Source organism: Photorhabdus sp. S10-54, from assembly GCF_963878145.1.
Taxonomy (GTDB): domain Bacteria; phylum Pseudomonadota; class Gammaproteobacteria; order Enterobacterales; family Enterobacteriaceae; genus Photorhabdus; species Photorhabdus kayaii.
In genome coordinates, this window is the sequence record NZ_CAWNXG010000031.1 from 17,361 (window position 1) to 30,719 (window position 13,359).

Sequence of the window (13,359 nt, forward strand, 5' to 3'; positions counted from 1 at the left end):
CAATAAAATGAAAAAAGCATTATTAATCATCAGCTTTGGTACCAGCTATCATCAAACCCGACAAAAGAATATTGATGTCTGTGAACAACAACTGGCAGCAGCTTACCGTGATCGCGATCTATATCGTGCATTCACCTCAGAGATGATCATCCGTAAATTAAAAAAACGTGATGGTTTACAGGTAGATAACCCACGTCAGGCGTTGGAGCGTTTGGTCAATGAGGGGTATCAGGATGTGGCTATTCAATCCCTCCATGTCATCAACGGTGATGAATATGAAAAGATTGTCAGTGAAGTGCGTACCTTTAGTGATCATTTCCAACGATTAGTAGTAGGCACACCGCTGCTTAACAGTTTTGCCGATTATCAACAACTGCTTATTGCCCTGAAAAGTCAGATGCCGCTATTAGCCGAGGATGAGCGGGTGGTGTTTATGGGACATGGTGCAACCCATCATGCCTTTTCTGCTTACGCGTGTCTTGATCACCTGATGAATTCACATAATTTCCCGGCGTTGGTTGGCGCGGTGGAGAGCTACCCGGAAATCGATAATATCATTATCCGCTTGCGGCGACAGGCGGTGCGTAAAGTACATTTGATGCCATTAATGATGGTGGCTGGCGATCATGCGATTAACGATATGGCATCGGATGAGCCGGATTCGTGGCGTTCTCAATTAGAAGCGGTTGGGATCAAAACGCAATCTTGGTTACAGGGATTAGGTGAAAATCCATTAATTCGCCAGATGTTCGTTCAACACTTGACAGACGCATTACAGGCAGATCAGCGGGAGGTGGTGTGATGAATGGAAAACTTTATGCTATAGGTGTTGGTCCGGGAGCGAGTGACTTGGTGACCGTGCGTGCAGCGCGAATACTCGCTGGCCTTGATGTGCTTTATGCCCCTGCCGGGCGTAAAGGAGGAGATAGTCTGGCGCTCTCCATCGTGCGTGAATACCTGCTACCTCACACGGAAATTCGTACCTGCCATTTTCCGATGAACAGTAATGGCGAAGAGAAACAGGCGGTATGGGATGAAGTCGCGCAACAGTTACAAGATGAAGTAGCGCAAGGGCGGCAAGTGGGTTTTATCACGTTGGGTGATGCCATGTTGTTCAGTACTTGGGTCTTTTTGCTGGCGCGAATTGGTCGGCAAGAGTGGTTGGAAATTGTCCCTGGCATCACCTCTTTTGCTGCGATTGCCGCGCGTACCGTATTACCACTGGCGATGGAACAGCAATCAATGGCGATAATGTCTTGTACTGCGCCGGAAGCCGAGCTGGAGCAGGCACTGCAAACGCATGATTGTGTGGTGCTGATGAAAGTTTATAACCGTTTTACCACCGTGAGTGCGTTGTTGGCGCGCCTGAATTTGTTTGAACATGCTTTATTGATGGCGGATGCTACATTGCCAAGTGAACAGTGCTGGCGCCGTTTAGATCAGATAGACGCCGAACAAAAATTACCTTATTTCTCCACCATTCTGGTGAATAAACAGTGGCATACTGAGAAATAAGCGTCGGAAAGGCAGCTAAAGCTGCATGGCGAATGGAATCGCGGCGGTAAAAACTGAGGAGCAGCTTTTTGCTCTGCTACACCAATATAAAGGAGATAGCATGATGGGCTTGTCTTTAATGTTGCAGGGTACAGCATCCGATGTTGGGAAAAGTGTACTGGTTGCAGGATTGTGCCGTATCTTTGTTCAGGATGGTTATCGCTGTGCGCCGTTTAAATCACAGAATATGGCGTTGAATTCTGGTATCACTAGTAACGGTGAAGAGATGGGCAGGGCGCAGATTTTTCAGGCAGAGGCGGCGGGTATCGAGCCTGATGTGCGGATGAACCCGGTATTGCTTAAACCCACCAGTGAGCGTAAGGCGCAAGTTGTGTTGATGGGAAAAGTAGCCTGTAGCATGAATGCGGTGGAATATCACCAATACAAGCCCAGTTTACAGCAGCAAATTTGTGAGGTTTTTCACAGTCTGGCGAGTGAATATGACGTCATTGTGCTGGAAGGGGCTGGCAGTCCGGCGGAGATTAACCTGCGAGATCGAGATATTGTTAACATGGGAATGGCGGAGATGGTGGATGCCCCTGTGTTGTTGGTAGCGGATATCGATCGCGGCGGCGTATTTGCGGCCATCTATGGCACATTGGCACTGTTGCGCCCGGAGGAGAAAGCGCGGGTAAAAGGGGTGATCATCAATAAATTCCGAGGTGATGTCAGCCTGCTCCAGCCGGGTATTGAACAGATTGAAGCTTTAACTGGCGTGCCTGTATTGGGTGTCATGCCTTGGTTGAATATTGATCTGGAAGATGAAGACGGCGTAGCGCTACAAACGGGCAAATATGATGGCGCAACAGAAAAGGCGCTGGATATTGCGGTGATTCGTTTGCCTCATATTGCTAATTTTACTGACTTTAACGCGCTGGCGGTGCAACCGGATGTTCGCTTGCGTTATGTGACTCAACCATCCGCGTTGCAGCCGTCGGATCTGATTATCTTGCCCGGTAGCAAAAACACATTGGGAGATTTGCAATGGCTGAGACAGAATGGGTTAGCGGATGCTTTGTTAACCGCACATCAGTCGGGTGTTCCTGTTATCGGTATCTGCGGTGGTTATCAAATGTTGGGGAAACGGATCATTGATGGTGTGGAATCGGGCATTGAACAGATGGATGGCCTTGGACTGCTGGATATGGAAACCCGCTTTGCCGATGAAAAAGTGACAACCAGAGTAAATGGTAAGTGCTTGTCGGCATTGCCGGGCCTGCTATCAGACTGCATTGAGCAGCCTATTCGGGGTTATGAAATTCATATGGGCAATTCGTTATTAGGGGCGGATGCAATACCGTTTGCCTGTATTACTGAGCGTAACGGCCGGTTGGGTAGCTGGTGCGATGGTGCGATTAATCGAGAGGGTAGCGTGATGGGCAGTTATATTCATGGCTTATTTGATAGCGCTAATTTTACCCGCGCTCTACTTAATGCTCTGCGTCAGCGCAAAGGATTGGCGGCTTATCAAGGGGAAACACTGGATTATACCCACTACAAACAGACGCAGTTTGACCTGCTGGCGAAAGCCATGCGTGAACATCTGGATATAGAACGGATTTATCAGTGCATGAAAACCCATCGACAAGGTTCGGCTCCGTGATCTTAATCACTGGGGGGGCTAGAAGTGGTAAAAGTGCGCTGGCAGAGAGGCTGGTGGCACAAGCGAGTGAACAGGTATTGTATATTGCGACTGCCGTAGTGACAGACAGTGAAATGGCTGAACGTATACAACTGCACCGCGAAAATCGGCCGGCTCATTGGCGTACATGGGAAGGCTATCGCGATCTCGGTGCAGTTATCACGACGCAAACCCGACCGGGAGAAGCGGTTATCTTGGAATGTATCACCACCTTAATTACCAACCTATTATTTGAGCAAGCTGGAGAGACGCCACCTGAACACATGGACTTTGCTGTATTGGAGGTGGGAATTCAGCAGCAAATTAGCGATCTGTTAGCGGCTTGTACTTGCATGACTTCCCCGATATATCTGGTCACTAACGAATTAGGCATGGGCATTGTGCCGGAGAACCGTCTGGCCCGCCATTTCCGCGATATTGCCGGAAGGGTTAACCAGCGGCTGGCGGCGGCTGCCAGTGAAGTATTTTTGATGGTATCGGGAATTGAGGTAAAAATTAAATGAATCTGCGCTTGTTTCTTGCCACCTTACAATTTATGACTCGCATCCCGGTACCATCGCGCTGGACACGGGGATTAGAAATCGATCAGTACGTGCGTGGCATAGCGAGTTTCCCATTGGTTGGATTGATTGTCGGTATGCTTTCGGCGGTGGTTTTTACCTTGCTGGCGCCTTGGTGTGGCGCGCCCTTGGCGGCGCTGGGTTACGTATTAGCGCTGGCGCTATTAACCGGGGCTCTTCATCTTGATGGTTTAGCGGATACCTGTGATGGCGTGTTTTCTGCCCGTAAGCGGGAAAGAATGTTAGAGATTATGCGTGATAGCCGTTTGGGAACAAATGGTGGGTTGGCATTGATCTTGCTTATTTTGGCGAAAGTGCTGGTGGTAAGCGAATTATCTTTGCGTGGTGCTCCTATGTTAATGGCTTTGACTGCCGCATCTATTGCGGGTAGGAGTGCGATTATCTTGTTAATGTACCGCCAGCGTTGTGCTCGTGAAGGAATTGGGTTGGGGAATCTCTATATCGGTCGGGTTAATGGTTATCAGACACTGTTGACATTGTTAGGTGGGGCAATGTTGATTGCTCTACTGATGCGCTGGTTTGGTGTGTTGGCATTGGCGATTACGTTGTTGGTTATCGGGTTGCTGGCGGTGTATCTGCATCGACGATTAGGCGGTCAGACCGGTGATACCCTTGGAGCGTCAGTGGAAGTTGGGGAGTTGGTGTTTTTACTGGCGTTACTGTGAGTAACTTCCTAACAGAATGTCCAACTCCCTATTCTTACGCCAATCATTAGCTGGCTGAGAGAATAACAGTAATAGGTGCGTAATGCTTACGGGCGGAAATCTGGCGACTTTCCCAGCGATCATGAGCTGCTTGGAGGTTAATCCAAAAATCCTCGTCCGTTTCAAATAAACCGGCTAATTGTGTGGCCTCTTCGACGGACAGGCGCCGGGAATTATTCACAATCTGACCGATAACTTTACGAGAAACACCCATCGCATTCGCCAACTGCTGTTGAGTTATTTTCAAGGGTTTCAAAAACTCTTCAGTCAACATCTCGCCTACAGTAGTAGGTTCTGCTGTTCTGGTATCCATAAAGTTTCCTGTGAAATCCAAGAGGAATAATAAAACCGTATTTACTTCACGTTTTCTGTCTTTCTTCTTTTTTGTCAGTATCAATCTTTGCTCATTGGCTTGTTGTTGGAGGTTCTGACCGTTTGATCTGTAACCTCCGCATATGCTGAAAGCGTTAGCTTTGAGTGGTATGGCAGGCAGAAAACAACAAGGCAATCGGGCATTTTTATAACAATAGGTTTAGGTCTTTTAGCTGGCATAGTTTATTCTTCCCAAGTCCTTATCCGAATTTCGTCGTACTTTAAGGTCTCCAGGTGGAGGCTTCAACATGAGGATGATCTCCTATGGGAGTCTTGTCAAACAGTTATGCGGAAAAACTTAAACTCATTAGAAAAGCAGAGGGGCTAACGCAAGTCGCATTTGCAAAAGAATTAGGATTGGGTTTGCGTACTGTAAAAAATTATGAAACGGGGCATAAAGATATACATACGTTGGGGGTGTGGTGGGTTCCCCTTTGTTTATAAGTTAAGAAACTCATTAAACGAAAACATTTATGATAGTGATTAAATGAAAGACAAAAACAAACTTATTAAGAAGTTGGAAACAATAAATGCTGATACTTTCTTCAAGTTCTTGGACGCGAAGAAAGTAACTCGAATATGCCCGATGTGCCACAGTATTGGTGAGCAAGTTATTGCTGAGACAAGCAAAGCTGTGGTTGCTGACTTGCTTCATGGGCAATCGGTTAGCAAAACATTTGTTACTTTTTTCAGACACGCACCAGAACAACCTACCGACAGTGATGCTAATTATTATTATAAACTCAGTTGTGATAATTGTGGCTATATTACCACTCATGAGGTCAGATCTGTGCTTCATTGGTTGAGTCAGCAAGAGAAAGGATCACATGATGAGTAATATATCTTATATGAATAGTACTAAACGTAAAGGGGGTGATGATATGGATACTACCCGTAATGATGGCGGTGATGGTGGCAGTTTAGAGCCAAGAGTGGCGCGTCTTGAATCAGATGTCATGCAAATAAAGATAGAGTTAACCAAGCTAACAACTCGATCTGAAGAGTTTGCGACAAAAGGCGATCTACATAAAGAAATCAGTGCACAGACGAAGTGGTTAGCTGCAACCATAATTGGTACCGCTGGGTTGGCATTAGCTGTGGCTCGTTATTTGTTTGGGTGAAATTTTTGGTAGGTATTTTGTGAGTGTATCCAAACTGGGTAGCGGGCAGTACCTTGCTGATGTTCGCCCGCAAGGGCAAGCATATTCGTAAGCGCTTCGGCACAAAGTCCGAAGTGCAACATATGAACGTTGGGTAATCGCTACCCAAAACGGTATTAAATCAATGATTCCCAATCTAGCAAAAAGGCTGGCGGGACATGTACTACGATACACATTCGCAAGTCATTTTATGATGAATGGGGGTAACATGCTAAAAAACGAGTCTGAATCTACGTGTTTCTGAATTAACCGCTCTTAAACACATCTGAGGTTGAGTAACGACGATGCGACTATTTTTGGTTCGGCACGGTCAAACAGAAGCGAATCTGAGCGGTGTTTTCTGTGGTATGACGGATGTGGAGTTGACTGAAACGGGAATCAATCAGGCTCGGCAAGTTGCTCACTATCTATCGGCAGTGACATTTTCACAAGCGATAAGCAGCACGTTACGGCGGGCGCGCCATACTGCGGAGATTATTCTGGCCGATCATTCGCTATCAGCTAGCATTGATGCTCAACTCAATGAGATGCATTTCGGCGCATGGGAAATGCGCCATCACCGTGATTTACAACATGAAGACGCTCAAGCTTGGGCTGCCTGGTTAGCAGATTGGCAACAGGCATCCCCGACCGGGGGTGAAACTTTTCCGACATTTGCGGCCCGGATAGAACATGTGGTTCAGCAACTGCTGATACAAGAAAGTCAGGATAATCTGTTATTAGTCGCGCATCAGGGGGTATTGGGCTTGTTACTGGCGCGTCTGCTAGCTATGCCGCCTGCGGCTATGTGGCATTTTCATTTTGAACAGGGAGCATACAGTGTCGTGGAAATCCAACATGGATTTACGACATTGCGCACATTTAATAGCCGGACTGACTGGCTGCCTGAGATACGGAAATAACACCATGCAAACATTGTCATCGATCATCAATACTATTGTGCCATTGGATAACGTTGCGATGGCGCGTACTGCTACCCGATTGGATGGGCTGGTTAAACCGACAGGTAGTTTCGGACGTCTGGAACATCTGGCGATTCAGCTTGCCGGAATGTGGGGACTATCGGGCCATCATATTGATCGTAAACAGATTATTGTGATGGTTGCTGATCATGGGGTTTATGACGAAGGCGTGACCATATCGCCTAAGTCAGCGACGGCTATTCATGCGCAGAATATGATGAAAGGGTGCACCGGTGTTTGCGTGCTGGCGGCAAATGCGGGTGCTGATGTGAAAGTTGTGGACGTAGGCATTGATAGTGATCCGTTGCCGGGATTAGTGAACATGAAGATGGGGCGTGGCAGTGGCAACATTGCTCAAGGGCCGGCGATGAGCCGTCAGCAAGCAGAAGATCTATTGCTGGCAAGCGCACACCTGACGCTGGAACAGGTTGCAAATGGCGTGAAACTGTTTGGTGTGGGCGAATTGGGCATGGCGAATACCACACCGGCGGCTGCTGTGATCTGTGTCCTTACGGACAACCATCCACAACAGATCGTAGGCATTGGAGCTAACTTCCCCAGAGAACGCCTGCATCACAAAGTGGCGGTTGTGCAACAAGCGATTGAAATCAATCGACCTGATGCCAGAGATAGCATTGATGTATTGGCGAAAGTCGGTGGTTATGATTTGGTGGGGATGACGGGAGTCATGTTAGGTGCGGCCTCTGCCGGGCTGCCGGTGATTCTGGATGGATTCCCTTCTTACGCGGCGGCGTTGGCTGCTTGTCGAATTGCACCTGATGTACGTCATTATCTAATCCCTTCGCACTTATCGGCAGAGAAAGGCTCCATTATTGCGTTGCAGCATTTGCAATTGGAACCTTATTTACATTTGGACATGCGTTTGGGGGAAGGCAGCGGTGCTGCGTTGGCTATGCATCTGGTGGATGCGGCTTGTGCTATGTATAACAATATGGGGCTACTTGCTGAAAGTAATATTGTGTTACCGTTTTAATTGTCAGGACAATTTAATAACCAGCATTAATAAGAAAATAAAAGAGTTTGTTGCTGGCAGGTTTGAAATGCTGTCAATTCCACTGTTTCATTGAATGATGACTTATATACGATGAATTCGTATATCGTATTCCTTTTACTTCACTGATAAATTTCAGTGTTTAACTGTTCATGGAAAATGTTAAGTTAAATTTCACAAGTAAAATCACTTGTTATATATGCCGCCAAATAACAGTAATAATAAGGAAGAGATAAAATGTCATCAAAACTTATATATATAAATCCTAATCAATCCTTTGAGATTTTTAAGCATGGAAATATAATATTTCCCAATCACTACCCTGAAGCAATTATAAAAAACAACAGCTCGGCACCTATTAGGGCGATAAATTACTGGGCTCCTCCAATTGGAGATTATAATCAATATGGCTATATTGATGTCTACCCCGGTGAGACGAAAACATTTCTCGCACCTGTTAACGCTGTTTATTTCTATAAAATTATAGTCACCAATCTCAGCACTATTTACAACGCAGAAATTGAAGTTACATCGCAGTTTTGGAATTGGTAATTGAACTTTTATGGTCATATTTTAAGAATTTAATTATCTAGCAAACCGATAAGGAGGCAGGTTTTAACCTGCCATCCTTTATTTGATATTAAATTTCACTCTTTTGGGGTTGGCTATTCTATTAAACAATAACTTTAAGTGTTTCCAGTAAATATATCTCGTGATATTTAGTTGTTAATGGCTTTCATTATAATTAGTCGTTTTGGGTTTCAAGGTTGATTTAAGTGGAATATTTATAGCAATTAAATTCTATTTCTAACACCAAAGGATTAATGAAATTTTTCTTGTCATGAGGTTTATCACACTCTTTGGAAATGAAACCAACACCTATATTACATTTCTTATCAATATACTATATATTCATATTTTTGAATGTTAACTAATTGATGATTTTTTATGGCAAATATAATCTATTTGGAAATTAAGGGTGATATACCCTATGGATTTCAAGATGCATCGCGACGGCAAGGGAGTGAATCCCCGGGAGCATAGATAACTATGTGACTGGGGTGAGCGAGTGCCGCCAACAAAGAGGCAACTTGAAAGATGACGGATATAAACAAGGTTTGATATCACAAGGATGTTCAACGGTTGATTCTATTGGTAACACATGTCAGCTTGGTCATGAAGACCATATATTTGTTTATGAATTGACTTCCAATATAACCAGAGGTCAACATGTTAACCATCAACCGGTTGAGATAAGAAAACCAATAGATAAGTCTTCTCCTCTTTTGGGATTAGCCATAACCAATAAAGAATCGCTGCAATGTATTTTTTATTTTTACAGAACGTCAACTAAAGGTGGTTTAGAACTCTATTATAAGATAAAACTCACTGGCGCGTATATATGTGGATTGAATGGCTTTTATCCAAATTCATCTACGCATAATGAATGCCAGCCACAGGAAAGTTTATCTTTGATGTATAAATCAATAACGTGGGAACATGTGATGTCTGGCACCAGTGCATATAGCATATGGGAAGACAACGTTTATTGAGGCTTTTATGAAAGGGATATCTCATCTTTCTTATGATTTAAATAATTACGCTTCGTCATTGAAGCGTAAAGCACACTTGGCTGCCAGCTTTTTTATAGAAGATAGCCAGTTGAGAATGTCATATTTAAAAGAAATTGATGACTTTGTTAATATAAAAACACGTGAGTTCAAAAATACCTTTGATGTAAGTGAAAAAAAGAGATTGGTTTATGAAGTAAAAGATGAATATGAAATAACGGAAAAAGAATATCAGGCTTTAAGGCGTAAGGATTATACCAAATATATTGTAACCGATATATTTGAAGATCACGGTGTGGTTAAATACGCAAAAATAGGCGGTGGGGTTGTTGCTGGTATTGTTCAGTCAGCTGCTGGTATTGCAATTTTTAATTCAAGTAAATTGCTAAAATCTAAAAAGGTTAAGTCTATGGGGGTTGTTTTGTTGGCACATGGGATTAATAATGCTTATGAATCTATTACTCCGATTCTTTATGAGAATCAAGATATAGGCTGGGTTAGGGAAGGATATAGGCATATCTCTCATGCTTTAGGTTATGGTGATGATGTAGCTGATGTTGCTTATAGTTCGGTTGATTTAGTGGCAAGTTTATATGGAACGTATGGAATGCTCAAGCTTAAACCGGGAACGGGGAAATTGTTCAGATATATTAATTCGGATTTTACTAGAAAATGGCGGTTAACACCAAATCCTATTTTAACCATTCAAATATCTGGTAGTATATATAAAGTCAAACTTTTAGTAGAGGACATATATAAGCTTTATGATGATTGAAATCTGTTTTTTATTTTAAAACGAATATAGAGTGTTGTTAACTTTAATCCTGTGATAGGATTACAGCTAACGGAAAGGCTATAATAGATTGAGAATGAGGTAAAAAAGAGTAAGTAAATAAATGACATTAATGAAATACTATATTCCTTTTCACTGAAAAGCATACCTGATATTATAAATAAACAAACTGAAGTTAAAAGTATTAATGGTGTGGCGACTTCTTCAGCTATAAATAACAGATAATGACAAAAACAATCTGTTTTGCTTTGGTATTTATGATAAATATCAGGATCATCTTTGTGTAGAATAATAAAGCTTCTCTTTATCTTAAGTAATTCTTTTAAGGTGAATCCGCTATTTAATATTAATTTTCTCAAGTCGGTTAGGTTCATTTATTTAGTCTCGATTTATTTTATTATATGGTTATTTTTATCATGTTTTATTGATGAACTCAAGGGTTGAATTTATTTTTTATTTTAAATCGGAAATAAAGTATTGATAATTTCAATTCTGTAATAAGATTAATGGAATGACCAAATAAAAATAAAAAAGATACTGTTGTTAATAAATAAACAAAAAACATTAATGGAATCCCATATGCTTTTCCACTAAAAAGCATGCCTAACATTATAAATGAAGAAATCAGTGTCGAATATATTATTGGCATGGATACTTCTTCACCTCTAAATAGCAGATAATGACAAAAACAATCTGTTTTGCTTTGGTATTTATGATAAATATCAGGAGCATCTTTGTGTAGAATAATAAAGCTTCTCTTTATCTTAAGTAATTCTTTTAAGGTGAATCCGCTATTTAATATTAATTTTCTCAAATCGGTTAGGTTCATTTATTTAGGCTCAATTTTATTTGGTTTTATAATTGGTTATTTTTATCAATGTTTTATTGATGAATTTAAGAGTTGGGCTTGTTTTTATTTTAAAACGAATATAGAAAATTAACAATTTTGAACCTGTGATTAAATTACAGCTAACTGAGAGGCTGTAATAAATAAAAGCAGAAATGGCAAAAAATAAATAAATAGATGACATTAATGGAATTCCATATGCCATATCACTGAAAAACATAACTGATATTATAAATAAACAAACTGAAGTAGAAAATGTTAATGGTAAAGAGACTTCATCAGCTATAAATAACAGATAATGACAAAAACAATCTGTTCTGCTTTGGTATTTATGATAAATACCAGGGGCATCTTTGTGTAGAATAATAAAGCTTCTCTTTATCTTAAGCAATTCTTTTAAGGTGAATCCACTATTTAATATTAATTTTCTTAAGTCAATTAAATCCATTTTTTTAAACTCGTTTTTTAATTATATAAATTTTTTACCGTAACATGCTTATTTCTTATAGCTGTTTGAGTTGTTCTTTTATTTTGAGGCGAATATAGAAAATGACTAATTTTACACATGTGCAAAAATTATAACGATAGCGGTGATAAAAAGATTTATAGCATATGCATATAATGGTTGAAATGATATAAAGAATCGATACTAATGATAAATAGGATACTGTATTTTCGTTGTGAAGGAAAATTTCCATTATTATGATGCCTATATACATGAGAGAAAAAAATAACACTGGATCGCCGGCATCTTCAGCAAGCACTATTATGACATTATAAATATTATCGCTTTTTGTATAATACTTTATTACATATCTTCTTTCGTCATCGTCAAGATTTTTAAAAGTCCTTTGCAACATAAGAAGCTCTTTAAATGTGAATCCACTACTGAGGGTTAATTTTCTTAATTTTTCCAAATCCATCTATTCAATCTCATAATATTTTGTTGATATAATGAATTATCATAACATAATTATGATTTTATTATACCTAATAAATGCTGATTTTAACCCTGTATTTTGCGGATTAGTTGGATTTCTGTATTAACACTTTTGTGAAAAATATTGGTTATAATATAAAAGTGAATAAGTTTTTAATAAAAACACGTAAAATATTGTGTTTTTTTATGGATTAAAGATTTTTATTTTATTACTTGCTATACATTAAATTGTATAAAATTATTTACAGGAATATTATTTCTAATATTACTTAATGATTATTCTATTATATTTTTTTTGATTTTTTTAACTTTAGCATGGTTGGAAAGTTATTTAAGTGGTGGTTAAATTATTCGATATTTCCTATAAATTTAATTCTTGTTTTACTGATCAATAATGTTTTTTTCGCTAAATTATCTGGTAATAATGAAATTAAGATTACATTTTCTATTTTACAGTGAACTTATGAATGCCGTTTATATTGCTATTACTGAATGGATTTTGAGTAAATATAATTGGTAGAATAAGCAAGATTTCCGAGGCGCCAAATCTGATGCCTCTGTAAATTATGCCAGTCGTATCTGTAATTTTTTACCAACTTTAATCAGTCGAGCACTAGTTGATTTACTCGGCAATCATATAAAGCCGCTAATTTTTCAATCGTTGCTTTGCGTGGGCGATCTGATTTCTCAAACTGAGAAACAGCAGCTTGTTTTATACCCAGTTTTTCCGCTACCTCAGCTTGTGATAGTCCACGATAAATGCGCCAAGCGGCTTGTAGTGAAACTTCATCGTCTACCATGATAGAAACTGACTTCATGAGGAATAGTTTCATCGTCATTTGGCCCCGCTGTATAGGGAATAATTTGATAATCTTTATCATGATCCGCATCCGCGGCTGCCAACAGTCTTTCGTACTCGTCCATTGGCAAAATAACGGCTTGTTTTTTGCCATGTTCGTCTGTAATAAATTGAATACTAGCCATATTCTTTTGCTCCGTATATTTACGTAGTCACGTAGCCCTTAGGGGTAAATGGTTAGATGGAAAAACTCACCTACTTGTTAATAGGTTTTTGTCTGGCGTCGCCTAATTTCCTGAATTTCTAGGATTTTAGGTTCTCCATCCAGTAATTTAAACAAAACCCGATAATCGCCAACTCTGAGTCTATATACCCGTTATCTTTCAAGTTGCCTCTTTGTTGGCTGCACTCACTCACCCCGG

General features: G+C 40.8%; 17 protein-coding genes and 1 pseudogene. 13 read left to right on the forward strand and 5 right to left on the reverse strand.

Annotation, left to right across the window (positions count from 1 at the left end; all coding sequences use genetic code 11):
- Positions 1 to 7: 7 nt before the first annotated feature.
- From cbiK to cobS, 5 genes are all read left to right on the forward strand, one after another.
- Positions 8 to 802 carry a sirohydrochlorin cobaltochelatase gene (gene cbiK / locus AACQ83_RS16060; RefSeq protein WP_112878632.1) on the forward strand — a complete coding sequence of 265 codons (795 nt, stop codon included), beginning with the start codon at positions 8 to 10 and terminating at the stop codon, positions 800 to 802.
- Positions 802 to 1,515, forward strand: coding sequence for a cobalt-factor II C(20)-methyltransferase (locus AACQ83_RS16065; RefSeq protein WP_112878633.1), 714 nt, complete (start codon positions 802 to 804; stop codon positions 1,513 to 1,515). The genes cbiK and AACQ83_RS16065 overlap by 1 nt, the downstream gene beginning before the upstream one ends.
- A gap of 103 nt (positions 1,516 to 1,618) precedes the next feature.
- On the forward strand, positions 1,619 to 3,157 hold the full coding sequence (locus AACQ83_RS16070; protein WP_112878670.1) for a cobyric acid synthase: 1,539 nt from the start codon (positions 1,619 to 1,621) through the stop codon (positions 3,155 to 3,157).
- Positions 3,154 to 3,699 carry a bifunctional adenosylcobinamide kinase/adenosylcobinamide-phosphate guanylyltransferase gene (cobU, locus tag AACQ83_RS16075; protein WP_112878634.1) on the forward strand — a complete coding sequence of 182 codons (546 nt, stop codon included), beginning with the start codon at positions 3,154 to 3,156 and terminating at the stop codon, positions 3,697 to 3,699. Before AACQ83_RS16070 ends, cobU begins: the two co-directional genes overlap by 4 nt.
- The gene (gene cobS / locus AACQ83_RS16080) at positions 3,696 to 4,442 is read left to right on the forward strand and encodes an adenosylcobinamide-GDP ribazoletransferase (protein WP_112878635.1); all 747 of its coding nucleotides are present in this window, start codon (positions 3,696 to 3,698) and stop codon (positions 4,440 to 4,442) included. The genes cobU and cobS overlap by 4 nt, the downstream gene beginning before the upstream one ends.
- Positions 4,443 to 4,488: 46 nt before the next feature.
- On the opposite strand, the gene AACQ83_RS16085 is transcribed toward cobS, so the two are convergent.
- Positions 4,489 to 4,794 carry a HigA family addiction module antitoxin gene (locus AACQ83_RS16085; RefSeq protein WP_015833758.1) on the reverse strand — a complete coding sequence of 102 codons (306 nt, stop codon included), beginning with the start codon at positions 4,792 to 4,794 and terminating at the stop codon, positions 4,489 to 4,491.
- 323 nt (positions 4,795 to 5,117) lie between these two features.
- Between AACQ83_RS16085 and AACQ83_RS16090 the strand changes: the two genes are divergently transcribed.
- The 8 genes from AACQ83_RS16090 (at position 5,118) to AACQ83_RS16130 (ending at position 10,333) form a co-directional block, all read left to right on the forward strand.
- Complete coding sequence (locus AACQ83_RS16090; RefSeq protein WP_112878636.1) at positions 5,118 to 5,297, forward strand: helix-turn-helix domain-containing protein; 180 nt, start codon at positions 5,118 to 5,120, stop codon at positions 5,295 to 5,297.
- Between the two features lie 43 nt (positions 5,298 to 5,340).
- Positions 5,341 to 5,691: a hypothetical protein gene (locus AACQ83_RS16095; RefSeq protein ID WP_112878637.1), complete on the forward strand. Its 351-nt coding sequence runs from the start codon at positions 5,341 to 5,343 to the stop codon at positions 5,689 to 5,691.
- Entirely contained in the window at positions 5,684 to 5,974 is a 291-nt protein-coding gene (locus AACQ83_RS16100) for a hypothetical protein (protein ID WP_052105928.1), read from the forward strand. Before AACQ83_RS16095 ends, AACQ83_RS16100 begins: the two co-directional genes overlap by 8 nt.
- 323 nt (positions 5,975 to 6,297) lie before the next feature.
- On the forward strand, positions 6,298 to 6,915 hold the full coding sequence (locus AACQ83_RS16110; RefSeq protein WP_112878638.1) for an adenosylcobalamin/alpha-ribazole phosphatase: 618 nt from the start codon (positions 6,298 to 6,300) through the stop codon (positions 6,913 to 6,915).
- Positions 6,916 to 6,919: 4 nt separating this feature from the next.
- On the forward strand, positions 6,920 to 7,969 hold the full coding sequence (gene cobT / locus AACQ83_RS16115; protein WP_112878639.1) for a nicotinate-nucleotide--dimethylbenzimidazole phosphoribosyltransferase: 1,050 nt from the start codon (positions 6,920 to 6,922) through the stop codon (positions 7,967 to 7,969).
- 255 nt (positions 7,970 to 8,224) lie between these two features.
- On the forward strand, positions 8,225 to 8,539 hold the full coding sequence (locus tag AACQ83_RS16120; RefSeq protein ID WP_112878640.1) for a hypothetical protein: 315 nt from the start codon (positions 8,225 to 8,227) through the stop codon (positions 8,537 to 8,539).
- A gap of 539 nt (positions 8,540 to 9,078) precedes the next feature.
- Positions 9,079 to 9,540 carry an Hcp family type VI secretion system effector gene (locus tag AACQ83_RS16125; RefSeq protein ID WP_112878641.1) on the forward strand — a complete coding sequence of 154 codons (462 nt, stop codon included), beginning with the start codon at positions 9,079 to 9,081 and terminating at the stop codon, positions 9,538 to 9,540.
- A 7-nt stretch (positions 9,541 to 9,547) separates the two neighbouring features.
- Entirely contained in the window at positions 9,548 to 10,333 is a 786-nt protein-coding gene (locus AACQ83_RS16130) for a DUF4225 domain-containing protein (RefSeq protein WP_112878642.1), read from the forward strand.
- Here the strand turns inward: AACQ83_RS16130 and AACQ83_RS16135 are convergent.
- From AACQ83_RS16135 to AACQ83_RS16150, 4 genes and pseudogenes are all read right to left on the reverse strand, one after another.
- Positions 10,321 to 10,725 (reverse strand): hypothetical protein, encoded by a 405-nt coding sequence (locus AACQ83_RS16135; RefSeq protein WP_112878643.1) that lies wholly within the window; start codon positions 10,723 to 10,725, stop codon positions 10,321 to 10,323. The two genes, AACQ83_RS16130 and AACQ83_RS16135, sit on opposite strands and share 13 nt — an antisense overlap.
- A gap of 59 nt (positions 10,726 to 10,784) precedes the next feature.
- The gene (locus tag AACQ83_RS16140) at positions 10,785 to 11,180 is read right to left on the reverse strand and encodes a hypothetical protein (protein ID WP_112878644.1); all 396 of its coding nucleotides are present in this window, start codon (positions 11,178 to 11,180) and stop codon (positions 10,785 to 10,787) included.
- 16 nt (positions 11,181 to 11,196) lie between these two features.
- Positions 11,197 to 11,646: a hypothetical protein gene (locus AACQ83_RS16145; protein ID WP_112878645.1), complete on the reverse strand. Its 450-nt coding sequence runs from the start codon at positions 11,644 to 11,646 to the stop codon at positions 11,197 to 11,199.
- A gap of 1,094 nt (positions 11,647 to 12,740) precedes the next feature.
- Positions 12,741 to 13,122 (reverse strand): annotated as a pseudogene (locus AACQ83_RS16150) (helix-turn-helix domain-containing protein).
- Between the last annotated feature and the right edge of the window lie 237 nt (positions 13,123 to 13,359).

What these genes read in the sequence shown, in the direction of transcription:
- cbiK (WP_112878632.1), top strand. Translation starts at nt 8, where the DNA reads ATGAAAAAAGCATTATTAATCATCAGCTTTGGTACCAGCTATCATCAA.
- AACQ83_RS16065 (WP_112878633.1), top strand. Translation starts at nt 802, where the DNA reads ATGAATGGAAAACTTTATGCTATAGGTGTTGGTCCGGGAGCGAGTGAC.
- AACQ83_RS16070 (WP_112878670.1), top strand. Translation starts at nt 1,619, where the DNA reads ATGGGCTTGTCTTTAATGTTGCAGGGTACAGCATCCGATGTTGGGAAA.
- cobS (WP_112878635.1), top strand. Translation starts at nt 3,696, where the DNA reads ATGAATCTGCGCTTGTTTCTTGCCACCTTACAATTTATGACTCGCATC.
- AACQ83_RS16085 (WP_015833758.1), bottom strand. Translation starts at nt 4,794, where the DNA reads ATGGATACCAGAACAGCAGAACCTACTACTGTAGGCGAGATGTTGACT.
- AACQ83_RS16090 (WP_112878636.1), top strand. Translation starts at nt 5,118, where the DNA reads ATGGGAGTCTTGTCAAACAGTTATGCGGAAAAACTTAAACTCATTAGA.
- AACQ83_RS16095 (WP_112878637.1), top strand. Translation starts at nt 5,341, where the DNA reads ATGAAAGACAAAAACAAACTTATTAAGAAGTTGGAAACAATAAATGCT.
- AACQ83_RS16100 (WP_052105928.1), top strand. Translation starts at nt 5,684, where the DNA reads ATGAGTAATATATCTTATATGAATAGTACTAAACGTAAAGGGGGTGAT.
- AACQ83_RS16110 (WP_112878638.1), top strand. Translation starts at nt 6,298, where the DNA reads ATGCGACTATTTTTGGTTCGGCACGGTCAAACAGAAGCGAATCTGAGC.
- cobT (WP_112878639.1), top strand. Translation starts at nt 6,920, where the DNA reads ATGCAAACATTGTCATCGATCATCAATACTATTGTGCCATTGGATAAC.
- AACQ83_RS16120 (WP_112878640.1), top strand. Translation starts at nt 8,225, where the DNA reads ATGTCATCAAAACTTATATATATAAATCCTAATCAATCCTTTGAGATT.
- AACQ83_RS16130 (WP_112878642.1), top strand. Translation starts at nt 9,548, where the DNA reads ATGAAAGGGATATCTCATCTTTCTTATGATTTAAATAATTACGCTTCG.
- AACQ83_RS16135 (WP_112878643.1), bottom strand. Translation starts at nt 10,725, where the DNA reads ATGAACCTAACCGACTTGAGAAAATTAATATTAAATAGCGGATTCACC.
- AACQ83_RS16140 (WP_112878644.1), bottom strand. Translation starts at nt 11,180, where the DNA reads ATGAACCTAACCGATTTGAGAAAATTAATATTAAATAGCGGATTCACC.
- AACQ83_RS16145 (WP_112878645.1), bottom strand. Translation starts at nt 11,646, where the DNA reads ATGGATTTAATTGACTTAAGAAAATTAATATTAAATAGTGGATTCACC.